5 protein-coding genes and 1 tRNA gene are annotated in these 13,693 nt (G+C 55.8%); 4 read left to right on the top strand and 2 right to left on the bottom strand.

Features of this window, described 5'->3' with window-relative positions:
• Positions 1 to 236: 236 nt before the first annotated feature.
• Positions 237 to 2,966, top strand: coding sequence for a cation-translocating P-type ATPase (locus G497_RS18010; RefSeq protein ID WP_034637785.1), 2,730 nt, complete (start codon positions 237 to 239; stop codon positions 2,964 to 2,966).
• 90 nt (positions 2,967 to 3,056) lie between these two features.
• Positions 3,057 to 5,729, top strand: coding sequence for an ATP-dependent helicase HrpB (gene hrpB / locus G497_RS0111800; RefSeq protein ID WP_027188299.1), 2,673 nt, complete (start codon positions 3,057 to 3,059; stop codon positions 5,727 to 5,729).
• 35 nt (positions 5,730 to 5,764) lie between these two features.
• Here hrpB and G497_RS0111805 read toward each other — a convergent pair whose 3' ends face one another.
• Positions 5,765 to 6,421 (bottom strand): hypothetical protein, encoded by a 657-nt coding sequence (locus G497_RS0111805; protein ID WP_027188300.1) that lies wholly within the window; start codon positions 6,419 to 6,421, stop codon positions 5,765 to 5,767.
• Positions 6,422 to 6,957: 536 nt separating this feature from the next.
• Here G497_RS0111805 and G497_RS18015 point away from each other — a divergent pair.
• Complete coding sequence (locus tag G497_RS18015) at positions 6,958 to 7,458, top strand: hypothetical protein (protein WP_051258088.1); 501 nt, start codon at positions 6,958 to 6,960, stop codon at positions 7,456 to 7,458.
• 268 nt (positions 7,459 to 7,726) lie between these two features.
• Positions 7,727 to 7,803, top strand: a tRNA-Arg gene (locus G497_RS0111820).
• Between the two features lie 370 nt (positions 7,804 to 8,173).
• Here the strand turns inward: G497_RS0111820 and G497_RS20370 are convergent.
• Positions 8,174 to 13,678 (bottom strand): beta strand repeat-containing protein, encoded by a 5,505-nt coding sequence (locus G497_RS20370; protein WP_211228763.1) that lies wholly within the window; start codon positions 13,676 to 13,678, stop codon positions 8,174 to 8,176.
• Positions 13,679 to 13,693 lie beyond the last annotated feature (15 nt).

Here is a 13,693-nt window from a genome sequence, read left to right on the forward strand (position 1 = left end):
AGGCGGCTTTGCCGCCGAAGCATGTACCCCGCCGCAGGAGCGGATAATTGACACGGAATAGGGAAAACTGATATGCAGCCATATATGAGTAAATGAACTATATATCTTCTCATAGCCTTAACAAAGGTAGGGGGATATTCTCTTTCACAGCCTTGTTTTCTCCTGCCATTGCATCATACCCCCGCCCTCCCCTTGTCCACTCCCCATACCGCCTTACCAGCGGAGAAAATACCATTATGAATTCCCCAGCCCCACAACCCTGGCATTCTCTGCTCAGTGCCAATGTCATTATGCATATGCACAGCGACGTTGCCGCGGGCCTTTCCCCCGAAGAAGCGGCCAAGCGCTTGGCCCTGCATGGTAAAAACTTGCTGCCGGAAGGGAATAAGCCATCTTCTCTTATGCGCTTTGGGGCACAGTTCCAGAGCATTCTTGTGTATGTACTGCTGGCTGCCGGGTGTGGCAAATTACTGCTGGGGATGTGGCTGGACGCAGGCATCATTTTTGCCGTGGTGTTCCTTAACGCCCTCTTGGGCTTTATTCAGGAAGGCCGGGCGGAAAAGTCGCTGGCCACCCTGCGCACCATGCTTTCCGCCGAGGCACGGGTAAAGCGCGGCGGCAAAACCCGCATGATACCCGCACAAGACCTTGTGCCCGGCGACATTGTTCTGCTGGAATCCGGGCACAAGGTCCCCGCAGACTTACGCCTGATTCATGCCACAAACCTGCGCACGGAAGAAGCTGCCCTTACAGGGGAATCTGTACCTTCGGAAAAAAGCGCAGACCCCGTGCCAGAGCAAGCCACAGTGGGGGACCAACACTGCATGGCATTTTCCGGCACCATGGTGGTTTACGGCAGGGGCACAGGGGTGGTGGTGGCCACGGGTAGCGGCACAGAACTTGGTAAAATCAACCAGATGCTTACCAGCGTAAGCCTGCTGGAAACGCCCCTGCTGCGCCAAATCAAAAAACTGAGTTACCTTATTACCGGGGTGGTGGCTGTGGTGGCGGCCCTGGTTTTTGGCTACGGCTTCTGGATTATGGACATGCCCTTTACCAGCCTGTTTCAGGCCGTGGTGGGCATTGCCGTTTCCCTTATTCCGGAAGGCCTGCCCGCCCTTATTACCGTTGCCCTGGCCCTTGGGGTACAGCGCATGGCCCGGCGCAATGCCATTATCCGCCGCCTGCCTGCGGTGGAAACCCTGGGTTCTGTTTCCCGCATTTGTTCTGACAAAACAGGCACCCTGACCCTTATGGAAATGATGGTGGTTTCCGCTGTAACGGCTGAAGCGAGCTATGCCATAAGCGGCAATGGCTATGCCCCGGAAGGAGACATTACCGAACATGACACCCCGGCGGGTAAAAGCAGCATGCTGGAACTGCTCGCCCGCAACGCTTTGCTATGCAACGATGCCGAGTTGTTCCCCCATGAAGACACCTGGAAAGTAGAAGGTGACCCCACTGAAGCGGCCCTGTACCCCTTTGCGGCAAAGGCCGGGCTGGACAAGGCGGCAGAACGCATTGCCTGGTCACGCATGAATGCCATTCCCTTTGAGTCAGACCACAAATTCATGGCTACGGTAAACAGCAGCCCCTTGGGCGGCAACGTGCTGTTTGTGAAGGGCGCACCAGAAGTGGTGCTGCAACACTGCACCTTGCAGCAGTTGGCAGATGGCACCAGCACCCCCCTGAACACTGCGCACTTTGTGCAGGCCGCCGAAGCAATGGCAGCCAGGGGCGAGCGCGTGCTGGCCCTGGCCTGGCAAAAAAGCAGCCACTTGGGCACTGAACCCCTTACCCCGGCTGTCCTGCCGGAAAACCTTGTGTTTATTGGTCTTTTGGGGTTGTTAGACCCGCCCCGCCCGGAAGCCATCACAGCGGTGCAACAGTGCCACACCGGGGGTATTCGTGTGACCATGATAACGGGCGACCACCCGGTAACCGCAGCCGCCATTGCCCACATGTTGGGTATTGGCGACGGGAAAACAACCTTGACCGGGGCAGACATTGAGGCCATGGATGACGCGGCCCTGTGCGAGGCAGTGCAGCACGTGGACGTGTTTGCCCGCACCAGCCCGGCGCACAAGCTACGGCTGGTAAAGGCCGTGCAGGCCCAAGGGCAGGTATGCGCCATGACAGGAGACGGCGTGAACGACGCCCCTGCCCTGAAACAGGCAGACATTGGCATAGCCATGGGCATAAAAGGGACGGAAGTAACCAGGGAAGCTGCCGCCATGGTGCTGGCAGACGACAATTTTGCTTCCATTGGCACAGCCGTGCAGGAAGGCCGCACCGTGTACAACAATATTGAAAAGGCCATTCTCTTCCTGTTTCCCACCAACTTGGCCCTGGGGCTTGTGCTTGCGGTAGCCATTTTCCTGGGAATTTCCCTGCCCCTAACCACCCCGCAGGTGTTGTGGGTAAACATGGTTACCTCTGTGGCCCTGGGGCTTGTTATTTGCTTTGAACCCCATGAAAAAGACGTAATGCAACGCCCGCCACGGGCAGTGAACCGCCCCATTCTTACCATTTTTGGCATCTGGCGAGTATTGTTTGTTAGCACCAGCCTTGTGGCCTTTACCCTGCTGGCCTTTTATGTGGCACATTTGCTTGGTGCTTCTGAAAGTATGGCCCGCACCGTGGCAGTAAACGCCATAACCATTGGGCAGTGCTTTTATTTACTCAACAGCCGCTACATGGTGGAAAGTTCCCTGTCATGGCAGGCCCACAGGGGTAACTTGTTTCTGCCATTGGGGATTGGGGCAGTGTGCCTTCTGCAACTGCTCTTCACCTATGTGGCCCCCTTTCAGGCCCTGTTTGGTACAGAGGCCATGCCCCCCATGGCCTGGGGGCTTTTGCTTCTGGGCGGGGCAACGTTTTTTGGCCTTATGGAACTGGAAAAATGGTACATCCGCAGCCACCCCAAGCTGGCGAGAAAGGTGCGGAATGCTGAGGCAGGCAAGTAAAAGAAACGCTCAGTGTTCCAAATACCGCAGCACCACTGGCTCCCCTCCATTTCCCCTTGCCATTACAGCAAAAATCCTCATAATGCAGGCATGCAAGCCTCTTTTCCTATAGATACCGTCACGGCCCAGCTCTTACACGCCCTGCACACCCACAAACGTGCGGTGCTTACGGCCAGCCCAGGTTCCGGCAAAACAACCCGCGTGCCTTTGGCCCTGCTGGGTCTTTTGCCTGTGCCACCAAACACTGTGCCCCACAACACAACTCCTTTACCCGGCACCATTCTGGTGCTGGAACCGCGCCGCCTTGCGGCCCGTGCCGCTGCCCGGTTCATGGCAGGCACCCTGGGGGAAGCGGTGGGCCAGCGGGTGGGCTACCGGGTGCGGCTGGAAAGCAAGGTTTCTGCGGCAACGCGGGTGGAACTGCTCACAGAGGGCATGTTTACCCGGCGGCTGCTGGCAGACCCGGAACTTTCCGGCGTTTCCTGCGTCATTTTTGACGAATTTCATGAACGCAGCTTGCAGGCAGATTTGGGCCTGGCCCTGTGCCTTGAAGCGGCGGAAGCCTTGCGCCCCGATTTATGTTTACTGGTAATGTCTGCCACCCTGGACGCTGCCCCCATCAGCCAGTTTTTGGGGGGCTGCCCTGTTATTGAAGCCAAGGGCAGCAACTGGCCTGTAGCAATACGCCACACCCGGCAAGACCTTACCATAAGCCCTTCCCTGGGGGCGGAAGATGTGGCCCGGCGCACAGCCCATGCCGTGCAGGAAGTGCTGCATGAAGAACCAGGCAACATTCTGGTGTTTCTACCGGGGCAGGGGGAAATTCGGCGCACCGCCGCATTACTGGAAAAAGTTCCTGCCAACACCACCATTCACCCGCTGTATGGCGACCTTACCCTTGCCGCCCAAGACGCAGCCATTGCCCCGCCCCCACCGGGCACCCGCAAGGTGGTGCTTGCCACAGACATAGCCCAAACCAGCCTGACCATTGAAGGCGTGCGCGTGGTGATTGACGCAGGCCTTGCCCGTGCCCCGCGTTTTACCCCGGCAACGGGCTTAAGCCGCCTGGTCACCAGCCGTGTAACTGAAGACGCTGCCTTGCAGCGCACAGGCCGCGCTGGCAGACTGGAACCGGGGCTGTGCCTGCGCCTGTGGAGTGCCGGGGAACACCTGCAACCCACCGTGCGCCCGGAAATTCAGGAAGCCGACCTGGCCCCGCTGTATTTGGAAGCCCTGGCCTGGGGCAGCCCCCCGGCTACCCTGCCCTGGCTTACCCCGCCGCCCCAAGCCGCCCTGAACAATGCGGAGGAAACCCTGCTGGCCTTAAATGCCGTAAGCACTGTAAGCCATGCAAATTCGGCAAGCCCCTTGCCACACGGGGCAAACCGCCAGTTTACCCTGACCCCGCATGGGCAGCAGTTGGCCCGCCTGCCCCTGCACCCCCGCCTTGCCCACATGGTACTGCTGGCAGCGCAGGAACAAGGGCAAAACCTTGCCCCCCTTGCCGCCTGCCTTGCAGCCCTTGTTTCAGAACGCGACCCCCTGCGCCAAAACGCGCCAAGCCATGCGGGGCATGGTGGGGCCGGAGCAGACATACGCCTGCGCCTTGCCTTGCTGCGCAGGCCGGAACACAAGCGTATCCTTGCCGTGGCAGAACAAATTCACCGCAGCGCTGGCCTTACCACGCCTTTTCACCTGCCCACGCCGGAAACGGAAGCCCTGTGCGGTGCCTTGCTGTGCCTTGCCTGGCCGGAACGCATTGCCCAGCGCCGCGGGCCGGGCAGCTTTCGCCTGGCTTCCGGGCAGGGGGCAGAACTTGCCCCCCACGACCCCCTTGCCCATGAACCCTGGCTGGCCATTGCCTCGTTGGGGGAAGGGGTGAACCGCCGCATTCACCTGGCGGCACCGCTGGAACGAGAAGACATTACCCGCCATTATAGCGCCGCGTGCCGGAAGGAAACAGAAGTGGCCTGGGACGACAAAACTGAATGTGTGCTCTGCCGGGAAACCACACGCCTGGGGGCACTTACCCTGCAAGAGCGCCCCCTGCCCCCCGGCCCTGCTGTGCAGGAACAGGTAAAAGCCGCCATGCTGGCGGGCATACACAGCCTTGGCCTTGCCTGCCTGCCCTGGAATGACGAACTGCGCCAATGGCAAGCGCGGGTTCTGCTGCTGCGCACCCTGGAAACGGGCAACACAACGGCTGCCCCCCCCTTGGCGGACGCAGCACCACACGAAGCAAACCCATGGCCCGATGTAAGCGACGCAGCCCTCACCACCGCCTTGCAGCACCCGGAAACGTGCTGGCTAGCCCCATGGCTTGATGGCGTTACCAGAAAAAGCCACCTTGCGGCCATTCCCCTGGCCAATGCCCTGCACAGCCTGCTGCCCTGGCCCCTGCCCCAAAAACTGGCAGATGCAGCGCCAGAACGCTTAGCCCTGCCTTCCGGCAACACCGCTGCCCTGGATTACCTGCCCTGCCTGCACGGCAACCCCCCGGTACTTGCCGTGAAGCTCCAGGAAATGTTCGGGCAGGCAGAAACACCGCGCATTGCTGGTGGCCGCCAGCCTGTGATGCTGCATTTGCTTTCTCCTGCCGGGCGGCCCTTGCAGGTTACGGCAGACTTGCACCACTTTTGGCAGAATGGCTATAAACAGGTGCGGGCAGAAATGCGCGGACGCTACCCCCGCCACCCCTGGCCGGATAACCCCATGCAGGCCACCCCCACAGGGAAAACAAAACGGGCTTTGGCGCGGGAATAAACCAGCGCTGCCAAAAGCCGCCCTATGAGAGCAACTTACTGCCTGTAAAGCCCTGCACCAACTCCCACCACCCCGGCATAGGAAAGCACAGCAGCCAGCCATTGCAGGTAGTCTGCTACCGCAGCAGACAACGAAAACAGGTGCATTCCTGTAGAAATAGCAAACGCCCCCAGCACCGCTGCGCTGCCCCATAAGGCAAAAGGGTCTCCTAAAAATAGACAGGCACGCAACTGCTGAATTTGTTTCTTTCGCCAACGTATCTGGCCGTTGGTAAGGTAGACAGCAGCTACGTCTTTTTTTCTACGCAGGTTCACCGTGTGCTCAAAAAGTAAGGTATTCAATTCATGACCGGGGGGAATAGCCAGGCACCCAGGTTGCTGCTGTAACAAATACAGAGCCGCTTCCACCTGGTCTTGCCGCAACCAGCCCCATGCCCGTTGCCCCCGCAGGGCAACAAAACACAGCCAATACAGGTACGGAATACCCACAGGCACGGCAGCAAGCAAAGTTATGGCCAACGGCATTATCACGGCAACTTGATTTTTTTCAAGCAACACGGGAAAGGGTACAACCTGAAACAGCAGCAAAGTGCATACAGTAGCGGTTGAAAACATTGCACCAAAACAACAAAAAAAATACCACTTGCCTGTGCGTTGCCCCAGGGCTTCTTCTTTGGAAGAGTGTGTATACACCGTGTACCTCCTGCCTGTTTACGAAAACAACTCTTGTTAAAAAATCACTATCCTACTGTTATTCTCACTTGCGGTATGAATAATCCCATTACAAGCGCTTATAAAACATAGCCCCCAACGCAAAACAGCCTCCGAAATAGGCATACAAACCCAATGTATGCAGTGCAGCCAGGGCACTTTCCTTTGCCCCATGCGTGGCATGCAAAAGGCACCCCATACCAAATAGCCGTGCAATAGGCAACCCGCTAACAGCTATAATCGTGTGCAAAAATGTGCAACACACCACAGCACCAATACTGCCTGGGAATTCCTGGGCAGCATTGATTTTCTCAGTAAAACACAGTACATTTACGGAGTATTTTTTGCCCCGCAGCAGTAACCCAACACTGTTGAAGCACTGCATTGCTCCCCCTTCCAGGGGTTACCCTGGCAGGCTCCAGCGCACACGTTGCCCATGTGGCCCACCCCTGTAACACGAACAACGCCGTTGCACACACGCCTGCAATTTTCTGTACCCGTTACCCATGAGAGCCTGTATGAAAAAGCTGTTTCTTGCCTTAGGCCTTCTTTGTGCCCTTACCTCCACAGCTTTTGCCGCCCAGGGGCAAACAATGAATGTGGAAGACTTCACCCAACTGGACAGGTTTATTGCCCAAAGCCCCAGCAAAATAATTGAAGAAATGCCCGACTTTGCCGATGGTTACAAAAAGCAGAAAGGTAAACTGGACGCCACGGGCAAAGCTCTTATTGCCCACCTGAAAGCGCAACTGCCCTACCCCTTCAAAGCCCTGGCAGGGGAAAACAAAGTGGACGTTGTAACCATCAAGAACACGGGGCGCACAGCCTATGTGTTTATTGTGGTGAAAACCGCCCCCAATTTCATGAAGCCCATGGGCCCCGGCAAGTTCTATTATGACCTGCCCACCGTGCTGCAAACCCTTAACGCCTTTATTGCCACCCAAAAAGATTTGGAAAACCTCATTTATGTGGATAAAGGCAGTGGCTACTTTGCGTTTGCCGTGCAAAAAAAGAAGTAAGGAAACGCTCATTTATTCCGTTTGGCTGCGTTACTTACTATTTTTGAAACAGTCGAGGACAGAAGAGTCCACTCCTGCTTCAAAAATAGCTCGTGCCTTGCCAAACACAATAACTGAGCATTTCCAACGTGACATTTACTCAGTGTTTGCCATAAGAACCGCAGGGGGATTCAAGGGAGCCTAAACGACGGGTTCCGGGAAGTGCCAATGCACACGGCATCCATGCCTTGCAATCAATCGCCTTTTGCATTAAGGTTCCGCTTCGCGTGTCCTCGTAGCTCAGTTGGATAGAGCGCCGCCCTCCTAAGGCAGAGGCCACAGGTTCGATTCCTGTCGAGGACACCACATACGCATTCAAAGAAGTCCGCCAAGGTTAAACGCCTTGGCGGACTTTGCTTTTGTGCAATACACTTCTGCACCGCTCACTGCCTGTGTGGTGATTATCCTCTGCGGCACAGGCGTTGAGTAGCCCCTTCCCACCACAAGCGAACTTACCCGCAGGCCCACCAGCGTACGTGCGCCTTGCTGCGCCCAGTTACCCATGCGAAGTGGGGTTCACTTCACGTTATCTCGTCTAATTCACCTAACACTAGCCAAAGCTATTTGGATACGACTTATTAACATATAGATATCGAATGACAAATAGCCCCCCTAGCATTACGCCAGAGGGACTATTTTTTATTGCTGCTATTTACAAAGGTAGTTTACGGCAGGTTTATGCCACGCCTGTGCTCACCATTTGCTGCAGCAAGGCCTGCATCATTGCTTCACCGCGTCCGGCGCTTTCATAGGCGCTCACAAACTCATCAAAGCTGTTATAGGTTGTATCCTGCACGGTCAGGCTACCTTGGATGGTAACATCAATACCCTGTTGGCCAAGAATATCCAGGTGCAAGGTGTTGTTGCCTGCGCTGGCTGAAGCATTCAGGCTGCCAAAGTCAATGGCTCCGCCGGAGGTGTCCAGAATATCCAGTAGGCACAGCGTATCCCCTTGATTCAGGGAAAAGTCTGTAACGCTGTCCAGGCCACCATCAAGGTCGCCTGCCCCCCACACGAAGGAGTCTGCCCCAAGGCCGCCTGTAAGGATATCATTGCCAAGGCCACCCAGCAGGATGTTGTCGTGGCTGTTCCCCACAAGAATGTCGCCCCCGGCACCGCCACCAATACCTTCGATGTTGAGAATACTGGTATTGGTTTGTGTGGTTATGTCAAGGTTTCCATCTGCGCTGGTTATCTGCACGCTGCCAGACTCATTCAACGTCAGGCAGTGGCCTTCGTCGCTGGTATACATGAACAGGTCGTTGCCGCCGTTGCCATCAATAACCTTTGCTTCGGTTCCTGCCAGTGTATGCACCTGAATGGTGTCGTTACCGCCCACAGTGGTTGCTGCAACACGGGCAGAATCGCCATACACGGCACCACTCTGCATGGTGTCTATGGTAATAAGGTCATGGCCACCAAGGGCATCCTTACTCATTTGCACGCCAGCATCACCTGCCACGGTGCCACCCAGCAGGGTGCCTATTTGTATGGTGTCGTTGCCACCTTGGGCAGAGTTTGTCTCAAGGTTGCCAGCATCGCCAGCCACAAGGCCACCAGCCATGCTTGCCAGAACAATCAGGTCATTGCCACCCATGGCGCTTACCTGCATGTTTTCTACGGCGTCCCCCACCACAAGACCATCCAGCAACGAATTGATGCGTATGGTGTCGTTGCCACCCTGGGCATTGTTGCCCAGGCGGTTGCCTGCATCGCCAGAAACAGTACCACCGCTCATGGTGCCCAAGGTGAACAGGTCGTTGCCGCCCTTGGAAAGGCTTATCATGTCGGTTGCAGAATCCCCGGCCACAAGCCCGGCCTGCATGGAAGTGATGGCAAAGGTGTCGTCACCCCCCACAGCAGAAGTGCGCATGTAAGCGGTGTCGCCAAACACAAGGCCACCCAGCATGGAGCCAACGGTAATGAGGTCGTTGTCGCCCCGCTCACTCTGTGTGTAATCGCCTTGGATGTCACCTGCAATGAATCCGGTTTCCAGCACCGTGGTGTTAATAACATCGTTGCCGCGCCCACCAATAAGGCTGGCATCGCGCAGGCTGTTCAGGGTGTCTTCCCCTTGGCTGCCAATGAGCCCTTCAAAGTTCACAATGGTGGAGTTGGTGGCTGTGGTAAGGGAAGCTGGCTGGGCTGCGGAAGCGCCAATGGTCACTGTGCCATTTGCATCCAAGGAAACCACGGCCCCTGCGGTGGCGTAGGAGAAGAAGTCGTACCCGCTGTTGCCATCAATAATCTTTTGGGTGGTGCCCGTGAGGGTGGTTACCTGAATGGTGTCGTCGCCGCCCACGGCAGAGTCGAGCATGCGGGCAGAATCGCCATAGACTGCACCAGCAGACAGAGTGCGAAGGGTAATGAGGTCGTTGCCGCCTTGGGCGTTGCCGCTCATGCTGTAAGCCGCATCGCCAGCCACCGTGCCGCCGTTCATGGCGGTTATGGTAAGGGTGTCGTTGCCGCCTTGGGCGTTGCCTTCCATGCTGTACCCTGCATCGCCACCAACGTGCCCATTTTTCATGGTTGTCACGGTAAGCCTGTCACTACCACCCCGAACATTACCTTCCATGCTGTAAGCTGCATCGCCACCAATGTAGCCACCGTTGATGGTACTTACGGTGAGAACATCGTGACCGCCTTGAGTGTCACCCTCGATGCTGTAACCTGCGTCGCCACCAACATAACCACCATTAATAGTGGTTATTCCAATGCTATCATTGCCACCCTTCGCGCTATCACTCATGACATAGCCAGCATCGCCGCCGATGTAGCCACTGTCCAGAGAGGTCAGGGTGATGGTATCATTGCCCCCTTTGGCTGCTCCAACCATGCTGTACCCTGCATCTCCACCAATATAAGCCGCAGAGTATTCATCAGAAAGGATGTTGGTAACTTGAATACGGTCGTTGCCGCCTTGGGTGCTATCACCCATGCCGTACCCAGCATCGCCGCCAACATAAGCAGCGGCATTTGTATTGCTTGTAACGATGCTCTCAATTGTGAGTGTATCATTGCCGCCTTTTGCAGCGTCCACCATTGAATAGCCAGCATCGCCACCAATATAAGCACTCGACTGTATGCCAACCGTGACATTGCCAACTGCTATGGTGTCGTTGCCGCCAAGCGTATTGGCTGCCATTGTTTTGCCAGCATCCCCGCCAATGTAGGAGTAGGCGTAGGCAGCATTCCCGGTATTAGCCTTAATATCAATAGAGTCCACCTGGATGAAATCATTCCCAGCGTGTGCATTATCATGCATGGCTTCGCCAGCATCGCCACTAATATACGTGGCACTGGTCCAATTGCCTGTTACATAGGAAGTAATGGAACCGACCCAAAGGGTGTCGTTCCCGCCGCTGGTGTTGCCAAGCATAACCCTTCCGGCATCCCCGGCAACGTATACAGAAGAAGTGCTGCCTGCGATGATACTTGTTACCTGAATAGTATCGTCACCACCCTGGGCCTGCCCTTCCATGTTGTTGGCTGCATCGCCGCCTACTTGGGTGCCAGCGTTCATGGCGCTTACGGTAATGGAGTCATTGCCACCCAAAGTGGTGTCATACATATTCCACCCGGCATCACCACCGATTTTGCTGCCAGTGGCCGTGCCAATGGCAATGGTATCGTTACCGCCTTTGGTAGTGGCTTTCATTTCGTAACCCGCATCACCACCCAGGTAGCCATTGGCGGTGGCGACTGCAATTTCGTCATTTCCACCTGTGGCATTGCCTAACATGGTGAGCCCGGCATCGCCCCCAAGGTACGAGTTGGCAGCCTGGGTGGTCACGTTCAACCAATCGTTGCCACCCTTGGCCTGGCCTTCCATAATATTACTTGCATCGCCGCCTACTTGAGTGCCAGCGTTCATGGTGGTTACGGTAATGGAATCATTGCCGCCCATGGTGGTGTCATACATATTCCACCCGGTATCACCACCGATTTTGCCACCTGTAGAGGTACCAAGGGTAAGGGTGTCGTCACCGCCTTTGGCATTGTTTTTCATGTCGTAACCCGCATCACCACCCAGGTAGCCATTGGCGGTGGCAACTGTAATTGCATCATGCCCGCCTATGGCATTGCCTAACATGGTGAGCCCGGCATCGCCCCCAAGATAAGAGTTGGCAGCCTGAGTGGTCACTTTCAACCAATCGTTGCCACCCAGGGCCTGGCCTTCCATAATATTACTTGCATCGCCGCCTACTTGAGTGCCAGCGTTCATGGTGGTTACGGTAATGGAATCATTGCCAGCCACAGTGGTATCGTACATGTTCCAGCCAGCATCGCCGCCTATTTTACTGCCAGTGGCCGTGCCAATGACAATGGTGTCGTCACCGCCTTTGGCATTGTTTTTCATGTCATAACCCGCATCACCACCAATATACCCAGTGGCGGTGGTTACGGTAATTTTATCGTTACCACCTGTTGAGCTGCCCCGCATGGTAAAGCCCGCATCACCACCCAAGTAGCCACTTGCGGTGGCTACAGCAATCTCATCATTGCCTCCTGCGGTATTCCACAACATGCCAATCCCGGCATCACCCCCAAGGTACGCTCCAGCAGCCAGGGTGGTTACTTTTATCAAGTCATTGCCGCCTTTAGCGCAGTCTTCCATAATATTGGCAGCATCACCGCCCACTTGGGTGCCAACATTCATGGTGGTTACAGTAATGGAATCATTTCCGGCTACGGTGGTATGATACATGTTCCACCCGGCATCGCCGCCAATTTTGCCGCCCGCAATGGTCCCGATGGTAAGAGTGTCATTACCACCTGTGGCATTGCAGTACATATTTTGGGCAGCGTCCCCGGCAATGTAATCGTTCACATCCATGGGCATGCTTATGTTAAGGCTGTCGTCTCCACCCTTAGTGTTGCCATACATATCCCGCCCGGCATCTCCACCAATATGGCAATGGGTCTTGGTAATAACGATGGTATCGTCACCTCCTTCCGCACAGCAGAACATGTCCAGCCCGGCATCACCACCAATATAGCCTTCATACATAAGGTTTACCGAAATATAGTCGTTGCCGCCCTTGGTGGAACAATACATGGAATTACCCGCATCCCCACCAATATACCCGCCAGTCATATCAGAAGCAATGGTAATCCTATCATTGCCCCCTGTGGCGGAGCCGTACATGTTATTGCCTGCATCTCCACCTATAAACCCGCCAGACATTCTTGAGGTATACACAGAGGCAAGCGTAATGGTATCGTTGCCGCCCTTGGCTGCGTTATACATATTGTTGCCTGCATCACCACCCACATTGCCGCCTTTTACATAGGCCAGGGCAATGCTGTCGTTGCCACCTTGGGTGTTATCATGCATATCTCGGCCAGCATCACCACCCAGGTTGCCACCATTAATGGTGGTTATACTTAGAGTATCTGCCCCGCCGCGGGCATTTTCAATAAGCAGTTCAGCGGCATCGCCACCCACATACCCGCCGTTCATGGTCGCTATGCTCAGCTTATCCGCTCCGCCAAGGGCTGTGCCATGCATATAGGAACCAGCATCTCCCCCAATATAGCCACTCGTAAGAGTGGTTATGCTAATGGTATCCTTCCCGCCTGTATCGCTGCCCAAAACGGCTGCATCACCCCAGGCGTGAGCATCCGCAACAGAGGCAAAACTAAACGAATTATTTCCCAGCGTTGCTGTTGGGGTAAGGATGTTGTTTATTACAGCAAGACTTGCAAGAGCCTCTGTGCCATTTTTAGCCAAAGAGGGATCGCAACACTCTGTAGGACAAGGAGGGCAACTCGTTGTATCATCTAACAGCCTCGGCCCATCAGACCCGGCTTCCATATAAATGAAAACTTCCTTACCGTTCACCATGCCTTTGTAGCAGGCAAAGTTTTCGGCAAAGCCTGCCAGGCTGATGCCCGTGCCCACCTGTGTCCAGCCTGCGGGCAGGGTGTAGCGGTCGGCGCTATCTCCGGTGAACACCAGCGATTTCATGGCGCAGTCCAGGCCCTTGGCAGTTATGCCTGCCAGCACGCTGTCAATGTCTATCATGTCTCTGCCTGTGCCCCCGGTGTAATCCAGGTGCAGGGCTTCAAACTGCGTGGCGTTGGTGGCATTGATGCCACCGAAATTGAACGTGCCTGTGCCGGAAGCGCTTAACGCCGTGCCGTGGGAATCTATGGAAAGATTACGGTTCAGGCTCAACACGTCGCCAATGGC

Source organism: Desulfovibrio cuneatus DSM 11391 (genome assembly GCF_000430005.1).
Taxonomy (GTDB): Bacteria; Desulfobacterota; Desulfovibrionia; order Desulfovibrionales; family Desulfovibrionaceae; genus Frigididesulfovibrio; species Frigididesulfovibrio cuneatus.

Coding starts and splice junctions, on each gene's coding strand:
- G497_RS18010 (WP_034637785.1), top strand. CDS start 237: ATGAATTCCCCAGCCCCACAACCCTGGCATTCTCTGCTCAGTGCCAAT.
- hrpB (WP_027188299.1), top strand. CDS start 3,057: ATGCAAGCCTCTTTTCCTATAGATACCGTCACGGCCCAGCTCTTACAC.
- G497_RS18015 (WP_051258088.1), top strand. CDS start 6,958: ATGAAAAAGCTGTTTCTTGCCTTAGGCCTTCTTTGTGCCCTTACCTCC.